14 protein-coding genes are annotated in these 19,441 nt (G+C 52.5%); 9 read left to right on the top strand and 5 right to left on the bottom strand.

Annotation, left to right across the window (positions count from 1 at the left end):
- Nucleotides 1-68 precede the first annotated feature (68 nt).
- A complete protein-coding gene (locus tag M2305_RS07140; protein WP_157091237.1) occupies nucleotides 69-209 on the top strand; it encodes a hypothetical protein in 141 nt (46 codons plus the stop codon).
- Between the two features lie 43 nt (nucleotides 210-252).
- Here the strand turns inward: M2305_RS07140 and M2305_RS07135 are convergent, their stop codons facing one another.
- Together M2305_RS07135 and pstS are read right to left on the bottom strand one after the other, a co-directional pair.
- Nucleotides 253-1,497: a multidrug effflux MFS transporter gene (locus tag M2305_RS07135; RefSeq protein WP_064275263.1), complete on the bottom strand. Its 1,245-nt coding sequence runs from the start codon at nucleotides 1,495-1,497 to the stop codon at nucleotides 253-255.
- A 147-nt stretch (nucleotides 1,498-1,644) separates the two neighbouring features.
- Nucleotides 1,645-2,661 carry a phosphate ABC transporter substrate-binding protein PstS gene (pstS, locus tag M2305_RS07130; RefSeq protein ID WP_264648970.1) on the bottom strand — a complete coding sequence of 339 codons (1,017 nt, stop codon included), beginning with the start codon at nucleotides 2,659-2,661 and terminating at the stop codon, nucleotides 1,645-1,647.
- A 323-nt stretch (nucleotides 2,662-2,984) separates the two neighbouring features.
- Here pstS and M2305_RS07125 point away from each other — a divergent pair, with 323 nt between their 5' ends.
- The 4 genes from M2305_RS07125 (at nucleotide 2,985) to M2305_RS07110 (ending at nucleotide 9,980) form a co-directional block, all read left to right on the top strand.
- A complete protein-coding gene (locus tag M2305_RS07125; RefSeq protein WP_264648969.1) occupies nucleotides 2,985-4,676 on the top strand; it encodes an OprO/OprP family phosphate-selective porin in 1,692 nt (563 codons plus the stop codon).
- Between the two features lie 227 nt (nucleotides 4,677-4,903).
- Nucleotides 4,904-6,559: an OprO/OprP family phosphate-selective porin gene (locus tag M2305_RS07120; RefSeq protein WP_264648968.1), complete on the top strand. Its 1,656-nt coding sequence runs from the start codon at nucleotides 4,904-4,906 to the stop codon at nucleotides 6,557-6,559.
- A gap of 124 nt (nucleotides 6,560-6,683) precedes the next feature.
- Nucleotides 6,684-8,564, top strand: coding sequence for an AsmA family protein (locus tag M2305_RS07115; RefSeq protein WP_264648967.1), 1,881 nt, complete (start codon nucleotides 6,684-6,686; stop codon nucleotides 8,562-8,564).
- 90 nt (nucleotides 8,565-8,654) lie between these two features.
- The gene (locus M2305_RS07110) at nucleotides 8,655-9,980 is read left to right on the top strand and encodes a UDP-glucose dehydrogenase family protein (RefSeq protein ID WP_264648966.1); all 1,326 of its coding nucleotides are present in this window, start codon (nucleotides 8,655-8,657) and stop codon (nucleotides 9,978-9,980) included.
- Nucleotides 9,981-10,043: 63 nt separating this feature from the next.
- Here the strand turns inward: M2305_RS07110 and M2305_RS07105 are convergent, their stop codons facing one another.
- The 3 genes from M2305_RS07105 to M2305_RS07095 all read right to left on the bottom strand — a co-directional run bounded on the left by M2305_RS07105 (nucleotide 10,044) and on the right by M2305_RS07095 (nucleotide 13,708).
- Nucleotides 10,044-11,426: a sugar porter family MFS transporter gene (locus tag M2305_RS07105; RefSeq protein WP_211495608.1), complete on the bottom strand. Its 1,383-nt coding sequence runs from the start codon at nucleotides 11,424-11,426 to the stop codon at nucleotides 10,044-10,046.
- 380 nt (nucleotides 11,427-11,806) lie between these two features.
- Nucleotides 11,807-13,210: an aminotransferase-like domain-containing protein gene (locus M2305_RS07100; RefSeq protein ID WP_211500394.1), complete on the bottom strand. Its 1,404-nt coding sequence runs from the start codon at nucleotides 13,208-13,210 to the stop codon at nucleotides 11,807-11,809.
- Nucleotides 13,211-13,225: 15 nt separating this feature from the next.
- Nucleotides 13,226-13,708, bottom strand: coding sequence for a hypothetical protein (locus tag M2305_RS07095; RefSeq protein WP_211500393.1), 483 nt, complete (start codon nucleotides 13,706-13,708; stop codon nucleotides 13,226-13,228).
- A 655-nt stretch (nucleotides 13,709-14,363) separates the two neighbouring features.
- Here M2305_RS07095 and M2305_RS07090 point away from each other — a divergent pair.
- The 4 genes from M2305_RS07090 (at nucleotide 14,364) to M2305_RS07075 (ending at nucleotide 19,338) form a co-directional block, all read left to right on the top strand.
- Nucleotides 14,364-14,846 carry an RNA polymerase sigma factor gene (locus M2305_RS07090; protein ID WP_046900512.1) on the top strand — a complete coding sequence of 161 codons (483 nt, stop codon included), beginning with the start codon at nucleotides 14,364-14,366 and terminating at the stop codon, nucleotides 14,844-14,846.
- A 5-nt stretch (nucleotides 14,847-14,851) separates the two neighbouring features.
- A complete protein-coding gene (locus M2305_RS07085) occupies nucleotides 14,852-15,754 on the top strand; it encodes a FecR family protein (RefSeq protein WP_264648965.1) in 903 nt (300 codons plus the stop codon).
- A gap of 91 nt (nucleotides 15,755-15,845) precedes the next feature.
- Nucleotides 15,846-18,380: a TonB-dependent receptor domain-containing protein gene (locus tag M2305_RS07080; RefSeq protein ID WP_264648964.1), complete on the top strand. Its 2,535-nt coding sequence runs from the start codon at nucleotides 15,846-15,848 to the stop codon at nucleotides 18,378-18,380.
- Between the two features lie 19 nt (nucleotides 18,381-18,399).
- Nucleotides 18,400-19,338 carry a metallophosphoesterase family protein gene (locus tag M2305_RS07075; protein ID WP_264648963.1) on the top strand — a complete coding sequence of 313 codons (939 nt, stop codon included), beginning with the start codon at nucleotides 18,400-18,402 and terminating at the stop codon, nucleotides 19,336-19,338.
- Nucleotides 19,339-19,441: the final 103 nt, after the last annotated feature.

Here is a 19,441-nt window from a genome sequence, read left to right as displayed (position 1 = left end):
TTGAAAGTGGTTTCTGGAGTTTCTCCCGTCCCACGCCATCAACGGCAAGTAAAACGGAGAAAAATTCCATGACGTCCATGACCCTGATCCACCTGATCGGCCTGCCAACCAATCTTCTCGCCCAGTTCTCAATGGTCGCATTCGTGCCTGTTATCGGCGCTCTGATGATCGCTACTGTTGCAGCTGACCGCGTTTCTTCCAAAGGCTGACATTCAGCCTTTGGTCACGCCTTGGCTCCTCGCGAGCAGGGCTTCAGTGACGAACGGATAAATAGGAGTTCGGATCCAGACGACGACGCCACAAGTCGCTGATCCAGCAGCCCATGATTCCGATCATCATGCCCACTGATGTGGACCCGATCCAGTGTGACGGTAGCAGCGCCATTAAAACGCCTGCACCTCCTGCGATGGTCCAGTTCAGTGTACCAATCAGGGCAGATGCTGCTCCTGCCTGATGCCCGTGATGCGTCAGGGCCAGAACACCAGCGTTTGGCCCGACAAATCCGAGCGACGACGTCGTACAGAAGATCAGGATACAGAGTATCCAGGGATTTTGCGGCCCAACCAGCCCCAGCGAACAAACCAGCACACCAAGCAGTGTGAAAGTCAGAACAGCTAGCATTCCGTATTCCATGACTCTGGTAAACAGAAAGCGCTGCGCCATCCGTGCATTGATCTGTGATCCAATGACGAAGCCTACCGCGTTCAGCCCGAAGAAGATGGCGAACAGACGCGGCGAAAAATGCAGAATGCCTTCAAAAAGAGCCGGGGCATTGGAAAGATAGGCAAACATCGTAAAGGTGCCAAAGCTCGCAACCATGGCGGCAGAGCAGAACAGCGGCTCTGTAATCAGCCCCCAGTACCGGGTGACCACTCCTGTAAAAGGAAGCGCAAACCGCTTCTCTGGTGGAAACGTGTCTGGCAGCAGGAACCACGTTCCAATGAACAGCAACACTCCGAACCCTGCGCCAACCCAGAAGATCAGTCTCCACTCCCCCAGATCCAGCAGAAAACTGCCGATGGAAGGTGCCAGAAGCGGCCCGAGACCAAAAATCAGCATCAGCTGGGACATCAGCTTCACACCAGCCGGCCCGGTGGCAACGTCCCGCACCATGGCTCGTGGCGCTACCGACGTTGTCGCCCCTCCCATGGCCGCGATGAAACGCAGAATGCAGAACAGGTGGAAGTTTGTGACCACGGCCAGCAGGGCAGACGCAATCACATAGACCACCAGCCCCAGCAGAAGCGGTAATTTACGTCCATAGCGGTCACAGAGTGGGCCGAGTGTAAACTGCCCGATCGCCAACCCGGCGAGCCAGGCTGTTAGCGTCAACTGGGCTGAACCCGCCCCCTGCCCCAGATCATGTTCCAGCATGGGAAATGCTGGCAGATACATATCTGTCGAAACCGGTCCGAGAATGAAAATAAGACCGATCAAAATCCGAACGACCGGCGAAAGGGTCGTTACAGGAGCATCAGGGGTGGAGGAAGTGGACAAAAGTACACCACGTCATGGCAGGGCGATAAACAGGAAAACGGGCCCCTCATTAAAGAGAAGCCCGTTTCGGTACTCAACGCCTTTTTATGCGCCCTGACCATCCCCGAAAAAGCAGAAACGATCAGGAAAACAGGGAAGACTGGAAGATTATTTCCCCCAGCCAGCCAGCACGCTGTCCTTCACACTCTTCGGAAGGCCAACATAATCAAGGCGGGCATTGTCCGCGTCACCGTTCTGGAAACCCCAGGCGAAGAAGTCACGAACGGCCTTGGCTGCCTTTGCATCCTTCGGGTTCGTCGGAACCAGAAGGAATGTTGCAGTCACGATAGGCCAAGCGCCTGCGCCAGCCGTGTCGAGCAGGTTCACAGCATAATGATCAGCGTGAACCCAGTCAGCAGCGTTTGCAGCTTCCACGAAGCTCTTGAGCGTCGGGGACACGAATGCACCCGTATGGTTCTTCATCTGGGCAATATTCAGATGGTTCTGTGCAGCATAGGAATACTCGACGTAACCGATGCCACCTTCGGTCTGCTTGACCATTGCTGCCACACCGTCGTTGCCGCGAGCGCCAGAGCCACCCGGCCATGCGATTGACGTGCCAGCACCCAGCTTCTGCTTCCACTCAGGGGAGACCTGGGACAGATAAGACGTAAAGACAAAGCTCGTGCCGGAACCATCCGCGCGATGAACCGGCGCAACGTCCGTTTCCGGCAGCTTCAGACCCGGGTTCAGGGCCTTGATGCGGTCGTCATCCCATTCCGTGATTTCGCCATCATACAGGGCAGCAAGCGTCGGGCCGTCCAGACGCAGGCTGCCTGGCTCGATTCCAGGAACGTTAGCGACAACGACAATGCCGCTCATCACGGTCGGAAACTGATACAGGTGTTCAGCAGCCAGACGATCGCCAGCCATCGGCTTGTCCGAAGCGCCGAAGTCGACGGTACGGGCGATAACCTGATCCTGACCGGCGCTGGAGCCGACGCTCTGATAGTTGACGTTGACGCCGATCTGCGTCTTGGCGCCAGCACCCCATGCCCCATAGATGGGAGCGGCAAAGCTGGAACCTGCACCGGTGATTTCCGCAGCACGGGCGGAAGACAGCGAGACAGAACCAAGGGCCGTCATTGCGACAAAACCGAAAAGCGCAAGCTTGTTCTTAATCATGATGATCCCTAACCGGGCATTGGTAAACGGAGTTATGTACTAGCCCCAGCCCTTCAAGGGAAACAGGGGGAGCCTCATGATAGTTTCATGACAGGCTCAGAGGGCCTGATGCACAAATATCACACCCATTTTTCATTCCCTAAAAGAGCTAAATAACGGGGGAAATTCGTCTTTTCCTAAAAGACACATATTTTCAAAGAGATGACAGGCTTTGTCATAAATGAGTCTTTTTCCCGTCATGAAACCTTCCCACTCTTCGAAAAACGGAATCAGATACCTCCGCTGTGGATCACCTGCCATTCATGCAAGGACGCACCACGGCAATGACTTTTTCTCTCCGAAGAACAACTGCTCTTCTGGCGACTTCGACCCTGATGTCTCTTGGAATATTCGCTGGACAGGCACACGCGGCTGACCAGATGGAAATCATGGAACGTCAGATCCACGCGATGCAGGCGCAGTTGAATGCCCTGAAGAAAGAGCATAACGACGAGATCAAGCGGGCCAAAGCCGTCCTTGCCCGCCAGCGTGAAGAGGCTGAAAACAACCCTTACGGTCAGCGCAGCAGCTACATCGGCTCACACCAGCAATCCACAGCGCCGCTGATCACCGTGCGGCAGGGAACAGGTGGTCCGGACAGTGGCCGCCCGGCGTCAGATCGTGCAGATATCACCTCCTGGGCTGACTTCCAGCGTGCAACCTCCCAGGACGAAGAAGTCACTGTCGGCGGTGTGAAAATCGGCTTCCCGAAAGGCCGCCCCACCATCCAGTCCTCTGATGGAGCTTATGCGCTCTCCATCGGCCTGGCATTCCATGAAGACTTTGGCGGGTTCTTTAATTCGGGCCCACGCCGTGGTGAAAGCCGTGGCGCTTTCAATAGCTTTACCTCCAACATGCGCCGTCTGCGTATTCCGTTCATGTTCCGCTACAAGAACTGGGTTGCAGCCGTCACGCCTGACTTTGGTGCGAACCATAACGACGGTTATGTCGGACTGTACGAAGGCAACCTGAACTACACGGGCTTCCGCAACACGATCCTCACAGCTGGTTACTTCCAGCCTCGCGTGACGGAAGAGGACTCCGAGAGCTCCAACGACTTCTTCACACTTGAACGTCCGAGCATTACCGACATGGTCCGCAACATCGCTGCTGGCGATGCCCGTTTCAGTGTTGGTGGGCTGCATTATGAAAAGCGTTGGTGGGTTGCAGGGTACTTCACGGGCCAGGAATGGGGCCACCGCAATGGCTCTGACAATGGCAGCACCTATTATGGTGGCGGCAGCAGCAACACCGTTGACAGCCAGACAGGCGGAACACTTCGTGTTGCGGGCCGTCCGGTTGCCACAAAGGACTGGGATGTCCACGTCGGCGTATCAGGCATTTCCGCATTTCGCGTAGCCTGCAACACTGGATCGAGCACCACCTCCTGCTCCCGCTCCACGTCTTTTGGTCAGCGTCCCGAGTTTGATATCGGTGAAGCCAACCTTGCTGGAACGGGCACGATCAGCAATGCCGCACAGGTCTGGGCTGCCGGTCCTGAACTTGGCGTTCGCTGGAAGCGCCTGATCGTCAAGGGTGAGTACTATCATGTTGGCGTTCAGCGCTCTGGCGCTGGCCTGAAGTCTGCTGGCTTCCAGGGCTGGTACGGCTCCGCAGCTTACACGATCCTCGGCGACCCACGCATGTACAACTATAAGGAAGGCGCGTTTGGTGCCCCTGGCGTCAAGTCTTCTGAGGAGTTCAACCCTGCTCTCAACCAGTGGGGCGCTCTTGAAGTTGTTGGCCACTACAGCGTGATCGACCTCAACAGCAACCTGAACGATCCCAATCCAAGCAATGTCATCCGCGGTGGTCAGCAGACTGTCTGGACGGGTGGCCTGAACTGGTACCCCAACCGTCATTTCCGCTTCATGCTGGATTACAGCCACTTCATCGTGTCCCGCAGCATGCAGGCGACTAACCTGTACGGTCGCACTGGAAACTCTATTGCAGCCCGAATTCAGGCTGGTTTCTAACACTTCACCTTTTCTCAGACAGGCGGGGCGGATCATGGATCCGACCCGCCTTTTTCATTTATGGAGCATGAGACAAGAACAATATCGTCCGCAGCAGCCAGCTTCCTGTCGCACAATGACACGCACCTCATTGTGGTTTCTGTCTAAAGTAGTCGGCCTTCGCTTGTATTACGCTTGCGATATTGGCCCCGACAGACGAGCTGCCCCTCCAGGACGCCCTTTCGCTTATGTATGTCTCTTTGCCCCGTTTGAGTTCCCTCGCAGCAACGACCCTTTTATTATCTCTGGCTCCTGCCCTTCCCGCTTTCTCTGCCGATAGACTGGAAATCATGGAGCGCCAGATCCGGGCGATGCAGGCTGAAGTTCAGAAACTCAAGAAAGAGCGCAATGAGGAGATCAGGCAGGCACGGGCCGTCCTGGCACATCAGCGCGAAGAGACAGAAGCGAATCCCTACCGGCAACGCGCGGCCTTTCTCCCGTCTCCTCCCCTCCTCCAAGCCATGCCGGCCATTGCTCCGCTCACAATCCGCAGACCTGGTGCCCACCCGCAGGACACGCCGCCATCCGACCGCGGTATCGTGACATCATGGCGGGACTTCCGGGCCGCCACAGCTCAGGATGAGGAAGTCAACGTCGGGGGGATCAAGATTGGCTTCCCCAATGGACGTCCAACCTTCAAGACATCTGACGGTGCCTACGCCTTATCCATCGGTCTGGCTTTTCAGGAAGATTTTGGAGGTTTCCCAAGCGTTTCACGTAGGAATGGGGAGGACCGCGGCAACTTCAACAGCTTCACGTCCAACAGTCGGCGTCTCCGCATTCCGTTCACTTTCCGCTACAAGGACTGGGTCGCAAACGTCACGCCCGACTTTGGGCATGGCAATAATGACGGGCAGGTCGGCCTTTACGAAGCCAACATCAATTATGCCGGCCTCCACAACACAGTCCTGACCGTTGGATATTTTCAGCCGCGCGTGACGGAAGAAGATGCAGAAAGTTCGAATGACTTCATGTTTGTCGAACGCCCGGCAATCATTGACCTTGTTCGCACGATCGCCGCTAACGATGCCAGATTCAGTGTCGGCGGCATGCACTATGCCGATCGCTGGTGGATTGGCGGGTACTTCACTGGCCAGGAATGGGGTAACCGCAACGAACGTGGTTATTACGCCAGCATCGGGGACAATATCACAGATAGTCAGACGGGCGGGACTTTCCGTGTTGCGGGGCGCCCGGTCGCGACCAAAGATGTGGACATGCATGTCGGCATCTCGTCCATTGCGTCTTTCAAGGTGGCAAAAAGCGCAACCGGCCGCAGTTACACCTTTGCTCAACGCCCGGAAATCAATCTGGGTGAATCCATTCTTATGACCACAGGCGCCATCAATAATGTTGCACAGCTCTGGTCGGCAGGGCCGGAGTTTGCATTGCGATGGAAGCGGCTCCTGGTCAAAGCTGAGTATTATCGCATTGGGGTCGAACGCTCGGGCGGCCTGCCTTCACTTGGATTTCAAGGGTGGTATGGGGCCGTTGGGTACACGCTGTTTGGGAACCCACGACGATACAGCATTCAGGAAGGAGGATTTCTTGCCCCAGGCGTTTCTCCGGATCAGGAATTTGACCCGCTGCATGATCGTTGGGGAGCTCTGGAAATCGCAGCCCGTTACAGTGTGGCGGATCTAAACAGCCGCATCGGTGATGCAGATGGCGTCCGTGGTGGACAGCAGACTGTCTGGGCGACAGGCCTGAGCTGGTATCCCAATCGTTATTTTAAATTTATGCTGGACTATAACCACTTCATCGTCAGTCGCTCTTCCGCCACCGTTAACCTCTATGGTCGCAACGGAGATGCGGTTGTCGGACGCATTCAGTCAACATTCTGAACAGCATTCATTTGAAACCCAATGAAATGTTCCGGAAAATTATTTTTTCCAGACAAACTCTCCCGCTCCAGAGATCTTCCAGTTATTGTAGAATTTTATATTCGGTATTTGGAAAGACTTTCTCTTGCTTAAATGGCTTCTTGGGGCGTTCCTCTGCCTTCTTGTCGTTTGTAGTGCGATCATCGGGGGCGGCTGGTTCTGGATCGACCAGAAAGATTTCTCTGCGCTTGCGACCCAGAAGCTCGAAAAAGCCACAGGCCGAACGGTCACGATCGGTTCTCTACGCGTTCGCGCTGGACGTTGGATCACGATAGACGCCAAGGACCTACATCTGGCCAATATTCCGGGAGGGAGCCGTCCAGATATGGTGAGTGTGGGCGCCCTGCATGCCAGGATAAGAGTGACCTCACTTTTGCATGGGCCAATTGAAACACGCGATGTTACGATTGACCACTTCTCAGGTCTTTTTGAACGAACGCCGGACCGGACGCCTAACTGGCGCTTTAAGCCTCAAAAAACTTCCGATCATGCAGAGACCGAACACTCCGGCTCTGACAAGCCAGACCTGAGTTGGTTTCCGGGACTGCGTAACGCTACGATTACGGACAGCGATGTCACTTATCGCTCCGCAAAAGGCTCTTCGTATCAAGTCGGCATGCAGCATGTGACTTTTCAGTCCGATAATGATGCATCACCTTTGATTATGGCGTTTCAGGGCGCGTACAACGACACTTCCGTTATGCTGGATGCCACCATGCAGCCGCTTAAGGTTCTACGCCGCGCGCCAGAGCCCTATGCGGCTAAAGCACACATTACTTCTGGCGATCTTGTCATCGATTTCGACGGCACCCTGACAGACGCTCTGAACTTTGATGGTGTGAACGGCAATATTGCCCTTTCCACACCAACTGCGTCTCCAGTGTTCGAACTCGCTGGGCTATCGGGCACTCACCCCGCTGTTCCACTGGCTCTGAAAGGAACCTTCAGCCATACTGGAGACAACTGGCATCTTACGAATGCCTCAGGCAATTTCCAGAACAGCAAAATAAAAAGTGGGACCTTCGATCTCAACGAGGGCGGTAACGGCAAGCCCGATATCATTGCGACAGACCTGAATCTGGGGCGCGTAGATCTCAATGATCTGAATAAAGCCCTCTCATCCGGAAAATCTTCCGGATCAACCGATATTCCGTTGATTGCCCCTGCCAATCCGGATCCGGTTCTGCACGTCAAACTCACCGCAGATGAGATCCTCTACAACGCCCTTACATTCTCGAAACTGAAACTGGAGGCATCCCAAACACCGGGTCGCATTGACGTCAGCACTTTAGCACTAGGTTATCTGGGCGCGGGGCTTCAGGCCAACGGTCACATGGAAGATCAAGGCAAACATTCGCGCGTCACAGCCAACATCGCTCTATCCCATGGTGATATTGATCGCCTTCGCCGTACCGCCGGTCTCGCTCCCGTCCCGGTCAAAGGTGCCCTGTCGATCCGTATTATCGCTTCAGCAAATAATGTCCGCACTTTGAACGAAGCTACACGGAAGGCCGATCTGGTTGCCGCGGTCAGCATGGAAAAAGGCGAAATTGCCCGTGAAATCGTGGAAGCTGCATCCATGGATCTTCGGCTACTGTTCCGGCACGCCAAGGGAACGACACCGATCACCTGTATGCTTGGTGTTCTGGAGATGCACCAGGGGATTGGAAAAGTTGTTCCGCTCCGCCTGAAAACCAGTACAGGCGTCCTGGCCGCCAAGGCAGATTTTGATCTGAACCGTCGATGGTTAGACCTTGTTTTCGCGAGCCGACCATTCTCAACAAGCTTTTTTGCTCTCGATATCCCAATACGTGTGAGCGGGCGTTTTGACAGCCCCAATTTGAGCATTGCGAAGTGGTCGAAAAAGGGACGGGATCTTTTGGCTGATTCCAACGAATTGACAGTCCTCCCTGCCGCACTCCGCTCCTTTGCATCATCGAATGCCTGCGTTCGCCCCACGCAATGACACACTATTCCAGTGGTTGGGACGACACCGATTTGCTCCCTCAATGTGCGCAGGTTATGCAGACCCCATAGCGCTTGGAGAGTTTCTGTTATGCGTATAGCAATGATCGGTGGTGGTTACGTCGGACTGGTCTCCGGTGCGTGCTTTGCCGAATTCGGTTCAGATGTAGCCGTTGTCGAGCGGGACCCCAAGAAACTGGCAGCCCTGCGTGAAGGCCGTATTCCCATCTATGAGCCGGGTCTTGATGCCATTGTTGCCAAGAATACCGAGACCGGGCGCCTAACATTCGGAGACGACCTGTCAGCCGCCATTAGTGGGGCGGATGCTGTCTTTATCGCCGTCGGCACCCCGACCCGACGCGGCGATGGTCATGCAGACCTCACCTACGTCTATGCTGCAACAGAAGAAATCGCCCGATCGGCCAAAGAGGGCCTGCTCGTCGTTACAAAGTCTACGGTTCCCGTCGGAACGGGACGCGAAGTGGCTCGTATCCTAAGAGAAACACGTCCCGAGCTCACATTTGACGTTGCCTCAAACCCCGAATTCCTACGCGAAGGTAACGCGATCGGGGACTTCATGCGTCCGGATCGCGTGATTATCGGAATCGATACATCCGGTCCCGACGAGGGCGAGCGGGCGACAAGAATCATGCGTGAAGTCTATCGCCCTCTGCATCTTATTGAGGCACCGATCGTCATCACCGATCTTGAGACGGCAGAACTCACCAAATACGCGGCCAATGCCTTTCTCGCCATGAAAGTCACGTTCATCAACGAGATGGCTGATCTTTGCGAAAAAGTGGGAGGCAATATCCATGATGTCGCGCGTGGCATGGGCCTCGACCAGCGCATTGGTCGGCGCTTTCTGCATCCAGGGCCCGGCTATGGCGGGTCATGCTTCCCGAAAGATACACGCGCCCTGACAGCCATCGCGAGTGACGCTGGCGCTCCATCCCGCTTGGTGGAAGCCACCGTGGCGGTAAACGAAGACCGCAAGAGTCGCATGGCAGAACGCATTATTGCTCAGGCTGGAGGCTCCGTCCAAGGAAAGACAGTGGGTGTTTTAGGCCTGACCTTCAAGCCAGACACTGATGACATGCGTGAGGCCGCTTCTCTACCTATCCTCGCACATCTTCATGACGCAGGCGCCCGGATTCAAGCCTTTGATCCAGAGGGCATGGAACCTGCCCGTGCGCTTCTTCCTGACGGGGTCATTTATTGTGAGGATGCACTGGAAGCAGCTACCGACGCTGACATTCTGGTCGTTCTGACGGAGTGGAACGTGTTTCGCGCCATTGATCCGGACCGCCTGAGCAAGGCCATGCGAGGGAAGGCAATTGCTGATCTCAGAAACATCTGGAACCCCGCGACCATGCGGGCGGGCGGATTTGACTACAGCTCGATCGGCCGAATCTGAGCATAAAAAAAAGCCGGCTCCATAAAGGAGCCGGCTTTTTTTGAGACATCGTTTTCCTAGAGATCAGGACTTGTGAACGGGAGCAAAGGTTCCGTTTCGAAGGCTCATTTCAAGTTGCTCCAGAGACTGTCCTTTGGTTTCCGGAACATAGCGCAGCACGAACAGGAATGCCGCTGCATTGACGAGGGCGAAGAGCCAGAACGTCATGTGCGCACCCAGCCCCTGAACCAGCGAGAGAGTCGTCAGGGAGATCAGAAGATCTGCTCCCCAATGGCTACCCGCGACAAGGCTCATACCTTTGCCACGGCAGGACAGCGGATAAACCTCAGCACCAACCAGCCAGACCGCAACCGACAGACTACCCGTGTTGCAGATCGTGTAACCCATGATCGCTATAACCGTGATCCATGCGCCAGCACCGCCCTTCATATGAAGAGCAAACATTGCACCGAGCACGATCAAGGAAATAACCGCACCAGGCAGCAAACGTAGGATCAGTGTCCGGCGGCCCCAGTTATCGACAGCCCAACCACCAAAGATCGTCGCGCAAACCATCGCCAGACCAACAGCAACGGACGTCAGAAGAGCAGATTCCTGTCCGAAGCCTGCATCCGCAAAGATCGTTGGAGCGTAGTACAGAACCGCATTGATGCCGGTCAGCTGACAGAGCAGCGCAATACCAACAGACGCGATAAGCGCGGGGCGAACCCAAGGCTTGGCAAGTTCTGACCAAGGAGCCTGCTCATCATGGTTGTCTATGATGGCCTGAAGCTCATTCTGGGCAACTTCTTCCGAGGACCGCACGCGACGCAGAACAGCAAGAGCTTCGTCTGTACGCCCTTTAAGCGCGAGCCACCGTGGGCTGTTGGGCAGAAAACCCATTCCGACAAAGAGAATCAGTGCCGGCAGCATGCCGATGCCGAACATGATCCGCCAGCTGCTGTCCCGGAGAAAATAGCCTGTCAGGAAGGAAATCGTGACACCCGAAACAATCGCAAGCTGGAAGCCAACAACCAGGCGTCCACGCCGGTTGGGTGGCGAAATTTCTGCAATGTAGATCGGGACAATCTGGGATGCCGCACCAATCGCAAGCCCCAGAATCAGACGCGATACGATAAGAACCGTAACCCCTTGAGCAGCCGATGCAAGCGCAGTGCCACCAAGAAACAAGGCGGCAGCAAGCATGACCGTCCGGCGGCGGCCAAACCGGTCTGAGATGCCACCTGCCCCAAGACAGCCAATCAGCGCACCGAGAATGATGGCGGACGTTACAATTTCGGACCCGATCGTATCGAGATGAAACTGCTCACGAATCTGTAGAAGTGCTGACGATATGATCCCGGTATCATACCCGAAAAGCAGACCACCCGTTGCAGAGATGGTGGCGATGAAGTTGGTCAGCGCTTCTCCGCTGAGCCGTCGTGAAACATCAAGGGACTGCGTCATTAGGGTCTTCTTCCGTCCGTGAGCAGGGTCATTCGGGGTGGGTGCTTCTTTAACGTTACAGCACCTAAAGGAACATCATAAAAGTGAGTATTTTCATATTTCGATGATATTTATGTTATTTATCACCCAGATGTGACATTCCATGATGCAAGTTTGTCACATCTGACCGCATTGCTGGCGGTTGAACTTTGTCTGTCACCACAGGGACAAAGCGAACATCAGGCCCGCTTTCCCAAGACTAGTCCGTTTTTAGGAAGAGACCACGATCACCATACAGCGAGGAGCGGCGTGGTAGGCCTGTTCTCCCGGAATATTGAAAACTCCCGTCAATAACGGGGTAATCAGACAACAGATGGATCAGAATCCATCCGCTCTACAAATCATACGATCGATAAAAAATCTGTAGCTCTTTTGTGACTGAGAATAGTCACGATATCATGGAGCGAATTTTCTAAATTGGAAATATCAAGGATACTTCCGAGAGAAATTCTGGCGCGCTGCGGAAAGTCACCATCCACTGTAAAAACATTGCTCGGGACCAATGCGATACCACGATGGCGCGCATATGATACAAAATCTACGCTGCTCCACCATTCAGGAAGCTTTAACCACACATGTGGACCATTGGGATCCATGCCGTGGCTATCCCCCAGAATGTTTCGGGCGATCGACTGCCTGAGTCGTAATTCCTGCTTAATAGACCCCAAAATCTCTCTGGACTGTCCCGTTTGCATCCAGCGCAATGTCAGTGCACTCAATAGCCCTGCGTTTGTGAGGGCAAACGCCCGAACGGCAACAGCAAAGCGTCTGGTCATTTCGGCGTTTGGCAGAGCCACATAAGCGGTTCGCAAGCCAGGGCTCAGAACCTTCGCCAAGGTAGAGATATAGATTACACGGCCATGGTCGAGGGCGGCCAATGCAGGGATGGGATTGTCGTGGAGCAAACTGTAAGGATCATCTTCCACGACATAGAGACGATTATCGTGGACAATCTTCAGGACGTCCTTACGGCGCTCCAGCGACATTGTTACGGTCGTCGGGTTCTGAATAGCGGGAATACAATAAAGCGCTTTTGGCTGATATTGTCGGCAGGCTATTTCCAGTTGTTCGGGTAAGAACCCATTTTCGTCGCCATCTACCCCGACAAGAATAATCCCGAGTTGATCAGCAACGGTCCGTATCCCGGAATAGGTAATACGATCCGTCAAAATAATATCGCCGGGGCTAGCCAGAATACTCATGGCTGCCGCAAGAGCAGTCTGAGCGCCAGGTACAACCAGCACATCATCTGGGCGTCTTGATCCAATAACGGGCTCAATCCACTTTACAGCATGCTGGCGCTCTTCCAGTGTTCCGCCCGTGACCCGGTATGACATGAGATTGGAGATATCCTGCTTCTTCAAAAGAGCCGCAAGATCACTCTGCATAATGCGTTGAAGTGGAGGGTTTTGAGGGATCGGCGGCAAATTCATCGTCATATCAACAATGGCCGCTTTGGGAGATCGCCAATGGCTAACCTCGGCCCCCATCCTGACAAAAGTGCCGCGCCCTACTGTTGCATTAATCAGTCCACGACGATGCGCTTCCCTGAATGCCCGCGTTACGGTTGTAAGATTTGTCTCAAGGGCACTGGCTATTTCCCGCTGTGTAGGAAGCCGTTCACCACCGTGAATAATACCATTACGGATTGAGGCCGCCAAAGCCTCTACAATCGCGAGGTACATAGGCCCGTTATAAAGGCCTACGTATTCATTCCATTTTTCTAATAATTTTTTGTTTTTCATCGATAAGACGCTTAATTATTTTCTAAGCGACTTCAGGATAAAACCGAAAAAGCGGTCCATCGCCGGACCAATAAAATATCCAACGAATATGGATGCAAATGCCAAAGGCCATGCAAGATATTCATACGGTGAAAACCAGGCCTGGCCTTGGATAATCGTTATGACGGTTATAGCAACCAAAACGAAACCCCAAAGCGAAGACGACATAAAGGGAGCGAAATACCGCCCGTAAATCCCATTTTCTTTTTCAGAAATCGCTTTCGATATACCAATATGATACAGAAAAATCATTGATGAGACAAAGCAGCCAAACAATGCCATCCAGCTTGTGTGGAAGTGATTTTTATCGTCAATGTACGTGTAGTAAAGAGCCAGCGCTACATAGGCATGCGCCAGGAACAGTCCCAGAACCATGCCAAAAAGCCGATGCTTTAGAACCGTCTCAGCTTCGACGTTTTTATTATTATAAACTTCGTTCTTATTAAATTGCTCAATCATGATTCTATTCTCTGTCCTGCAGCACGATCGAAGGCGTCGAGGTCAGTATATCCTCTGTCCATGAGCCTCCACTCTTTGGCGCAGATTGTCTGCCCTTTAGCGCCAATATGCAAATTTCTGCAAACAGATAACGCCGTTGTAAATCAATACAAATGAAGACAATTCTGGAAAAATCTGCACCATCATGGCATACAATATTTCTGTAGGTCGCTATCAAACATATACTTTCGCATATCGTATTGTTTTATAATGATTTTTTTATGTATGGAATTTAATATAAAAATATTATCTTCGCATTGAAGTATGTCTTCTCCCAAACCCTTCTAAATAAAGGACGCAAAAATTTTATAGATTTTTTAAATTGTACGTTTGAAAACCAAAAATGTATGTATCGGAAGCATCTAAGTTCAAAATACTCTGTGCTCTCTTCATGTTCGCAATGTCACACGAGTGCACCTTAAAAATAAAATCTTTCGACATAATGACCTTGGCTTACTTTGTAACTCTGTGAAGGTTTTAAGAAAGGAGAAGATATTCCTTTCAAAAACACATCTCATTCCATTAGCAGGCAGAGCATTGATCCACGAACGGAAGAGATGCCTGTGTTTTCCATATCCAGGAATAACCTTTCCGCTTTTTGCCTCAGTGATACACGATGACGGAACTGGTCAAATCGCAGTCATGCTGGTCTCTTCTCTCATCCAAAATTCAGCGCCGGACAGGACGCAGAGATTCTGAAGATTTGTTGCAATCTGCATTTCTGAAGCTTCTGGAGCTCAAACCATCCAACATTCGCAATGTAGAAGCCTATCTTGTAAAAACAGCCCAAAATACGGCCTATGACAGTCATCGACGAGAACAAAATGGCCCCGTTGCCTATGTTGAAGACGACGATATAAAAGAACTTCCCTGCACAGGGCCCACGCCCGTCGAAACAGTCATGTCTCGACAACGCTTGGACATATTGGAAGACGCCATAAAAGATCTCGACCCGCGAACACGAGAGATATTTCTACTTCATCGGCTCGAAGGCTTGTCTTACCCACAAATTGCAAAACGTTCCGGATGCTCAATTAGCAATGTGGAAAAACATATCAGCAAAGCTTTGGCCTTTCTGACAAAAAGACTTTTGGATTAAGATTTATGCCTACCCTTCATGAGACGGCAGCTTTCTGGTTTGCGCGTTTGAATGCTCCCGATTGTTCGGAGCAAGATCGCGAGCATTTTTCTGTATGGTATCACCAAAATACCGCCAACGCGCAGGCGTATGAGCTTGTTTCTTCTATCTGGCGTGCATCCGGGAAAGTCGCTTCGCACTCTGCGGAAACACCACTCACTATCGCCGCATATCGCTTCAGCCGCCGCAAAATGCTGGCTGGCGCTATAGCGATGGCTGTTGGCTCATTTGTTCTTCTTCCCGCCCCGGCAGAAGCGACGATACGCGCAACCAGAACCGGCCAACAAATTAGAGTGTCCGTTTCACCTGCAATGACAATTCTGCTGGATAGCGACAGCTCCGTTGCCATTCACAGCGAAAAAAACACTCTGGATCTGCTGTATGGACAGGTCGAAGTTAACCTCAAAAACTGTGAAGCCCGTAATACGATAAACCTTGATCAGTGGAATATTGGGCTAATTTCAGGAACGTTCAATCTGTCGAAGTCCTCCCTTAAAAACACCATTACGGTTTTAAACGGAGCAGCAGCTCTGGCACATCCGGATATGGCCGGATCGCAAATACTCAAGGCGGGCGAACGCGCTACGATTTTGCCGGATAATAGGTTGCTAATTGATCGTCCGTCTTTGGAAGATGTACTTGCCTGGCGGAGTGGGCGACTGGCATTTCGAGATACGCCGTTAAGGGAGGTTGCGGATGAAATGAACCGCTATTCGACCAGAAAGCTGGAAATCAGTCCTTCTGCTGCAAATCTGCGAATTTCAGGGTTCTATCATTTTGGGCAGAACGAGACCTTCGCGCGCCTGCTTGAAAATTTTCTGCCCATTCGCGCCAGCTTTGAGAAGACCATCACGATCGTTAAGCTTTAATGACAACGATCATTTTCCACTGAGGGGATACGCCTCCCATTCGTCAACGAAGCAGACACCCATTGCGGCTTTATGCTTCGGAGACTCACTCATGCTTCGCCTCAGACCGTCCTTCCGACAGGCCATGCTGGCCGCGACGATTTTCGCAAGCCTGCCAGACTCAGCTTTTTCAGCCACTCCCCCCTCCCTAGATCTGCATATTGGTTCGCAATCACTGTCCTCTGCCTTGGCAGAGCTTTCCCGTATCAGCCATCAGGATATCCTGTTTTCAGAGGCAGCACTGGGATCACGCACAGCTCCCACATTAAACGGAAAATACACGTTTGATGAGGCATTACGGCGGCTCACACAGAATAGCGGCCTGCTTGTTTCCCGAGATGTCAGCGGCGCCATCACCGTCAAAACAGGGGGTGCATTGCCAAAAAAAACTCCGCGCCCCGTAGCCGAAAAGTCTGCCCCCGTCCGTGAAGAGGCTATGGTCGTTCTTGGCACGGGGCAATCAAGACAGGTTCAGACACTCTCACGAAGTGAATTGCACAAAGCCGCACCAGGGACCTCTCCCCTAGCCGTGCTTTCTGAGCTCCCTGGCGTCAATTTCCAGTCTTCCGACCCTCTAGGGGCTTATGAGTGGGCTCAGCAGATTACCGTTCGTGGGTTTTTTACCGATCAGCTCGGCTATACCCTGGACGGAATTCCACTCGGAAACATGCAGTACCGTAACAACAATGGCCTAGCCATTGGGCGCGCACTGGAGACAGAAAATAACGGCCCCGTCACCCTTGCCCAAGGTACCGGTGGCTTGGGCACGGCCTCAACCAGCAATCTTGGCGGCACGATCCAATTTTCGTCCATTGATCCAACAGATCATTATGGACTGGACGTTTCCGGAACCGTGGGAAGCTCGAACACGTGGCGTGGATTTGTGCGACTCAACAGTGGCATTTTACCGGGCGGAGGAAAATTCTACGCCAGCTATGATTACCAGTATGCAGACAAGTGGAAAGGCTGGGGACAACAAAAGCAACAGCAGCTCAACTTCAAATATATTCAGCCTCTGGGCGATGCCGTAAAAGCCACCACTTACTTGGACTTTGATGACCGTCGCGAGGACGATTATCTTGATCTTTCTACCAGCCTGATCAAGCGATTTGGCTATAATCATGACGACATCAGCAACAACTATAAGCTGGCTGAACAGATTGCCCGTGCTTACCAGGCAGGACAAACTCTGCCCTCTCCATACACATCTCCAGACGATACATATTATCGTGGGGGCGGTGTTCGTCAGGATATGGTGGGCTACGAAAAATTCGATTATCACCTACTCCCGCACCTGACAGGCTCCACGACAGTTTATGGTCATTATGACCGTGGACCGGGCACGTGGTCTGATCCGTACGATCCCACGCCTGCCAATCTTGGAGGGTCGCCGCTTTCTGTTTCGACAACAGAATATCGAATGCAACGTGAAGGCGTTCTGACCAGTCTCGCGTATCAGCGCTGGAACCATAAAATTGAAGCCGGCTTCTGGTTTGAAAACAATCTTTTCAGTCAGGCTGCAAAGCTCTACCCGCTTCAGGAAGGGGTAACCCCGTCAAATTTTCAGCGCTTTTATGAAAATCCGTTCGCCGTGCAGTGGCAATATACATTCCGCACGCATGTTTATCAGTTCCACTTGGAAGACAGCTGGTCCATCACACCCAAGCTCCGTGTAAATGCTGGCTTCAAATCTTTGGTGTCGAGCAGCTCTGTAACAACCGCCCAAAGCGCAAATCCGATTAATGCCTCCATTTCCGCATCCAATGGATTTCTGCCTCAGGTTGGCGTTCTGTATCGCTTTAATCGCCATCATGAAATCTTTGCAGATTTCGCACGCAACATGTCTGCCTATACGGCGTCAGCTTCAACCGGGCCGTTTTCAACGACACAGGCAGGATTTTCTTACATCCACAACAAGCTGAAACCTGAAACAACGAATACAGAAGAACTTGGCTACCGTTTCCATAACGACAGCGTGCAGGCATCTCTGACAGGCTATTACGTCGATTTCGAAAATAGACTTCTGGCCTCCTCCATGAGCTCTGTCATTGTGGGCAACCAGAATGTGCTTGAAAACGTAGGAAGCGTAACATCTCGCGGTGTAGAAGCCGCAGCAACCTGGCGCTTTTTCCGGAACTGGTCTCTCTACGGCGCCTGGTCCTATAACGACGCGCATTACAACGATAATATCAAAAGCTCTGATGGGTCCATTCTGCGCATTTCGGGCAAGCAGGTGGTGGCTGCCCCACGCAACATCGGAAATTTCAAGCTCGCTTATGATGACGGGACCGTCTGGGGCCAGTTTGGAGGCCAATATATGAGCCGCCGTTTCTACACGTTCCTGAACGACTCTCCCCTGCCAGGGCGTGTCCTGTTCAACCTGTCAGCCGGCTATCGTTTCTATCGCCCGGGAATTCTCAAGGGGCTAGAAGCACAGGTCAACGTAGTGAACCTTTTCGACAAAGGATACATTTCCAGCATTGGCACCACCGGCTTCAAGAACAGTGATCCAACCGGGGCCTATCAGACGCTCCAGGCCGGTGCTCCACGGCAGGTCTTTTTCACCCTGAGCAAACATTTCTTCTGATCAGCCAAGGAAAATTCTCATGCCATCACTATCACGTCGCGGCATTCTGGGAGCCGGAGGTGCCTTGCTGTCCACCACTCTGGTCAAGGGCGCTTTTGGACAAAGCACGCCAGCCATCCCGCACGAGCCTTTTTCATTCCTGTTCATAACGGACACGCATCTCCAGCCAGAACTGGATGCCATGAAAGGCTGCCAGATGGCCTTTCGGGCAGCCTCCAAAGAACAAGCAGATTTTGTCCTGCAGGGTGGAGATCACGTTTATGACGCAATGGAAGTTTCTCTTCCTCGCGCACATAAGCTGCTTGATCTGTATGAAATGACTGAGCAGGAACTTGGCAAAAAGGTTTACCATACCGTCGGCAATCACGACTGTTTTGGGGTCTATGCCAAAAGCGGGGCTTCAACGCAGAATGCGGAATTCGGAAAGAATTTTTTCCGTAAGGCTTTTGGCGAAACCTATTATGCGTTTGAGCATAAAGGTGTTCATTTCATCGTTCTGGATTCCGTGACCATCACGCCAGATCGCGATTACGAGGGGCACTTTGACGCACGGCAAGTAAGCTGGTTGAAAGCCTATCTTCAGAACGTCCCTGCAACAGCACCGATTATTATTTCGACGCATATTCCCATGGTGACCGCATTTTACACCTATGCTGACGAAAGCCCGTCTCTTTTCAAGCACCAGGCACTAAGCACGGTGAATACACGAGAAATTCTGGCCTTACTTTCCGGACATAATGTTCTGGCTGTTTTCCAAGGCCATACTCACGTTTTGGAACAGGTGGAACATAACGGCATCCAGTTCATCACTGGCGGCGCTGTCAGCGGAAATTGGTGGCACGGACTACATCTTGGAACCCCTGAGGGCTACATGATGGTTCATGTCGAGAACAATACCGTTCGCACGGAGTATAAAACTTACGGATTTCACACCGTCTCCCCTCAGAATACTTACTGACTCAAACTTGGTTTTAATTGGGGAATTTTTTTCAAGCTGATCTGCCTTCACTCTGATTTTGCAATCGATTTGAAAGCGGCTCAGCTCATTTGTCTCTTTACCC

Origin of the sequence: Gluconobacter cerinus (assembly GCF_025961355.1) — a bacterium.
Classification (GTDB): Bacteria; Pseudomonadota; Alphaproteobacteria; order Acetobacterales; family Acetobacteraceae; genus Gluconobacter; species Gluconobacter cerinus.
This window is presented reverse-complemented; position numbering and strand designations above follow the sequence as displayed.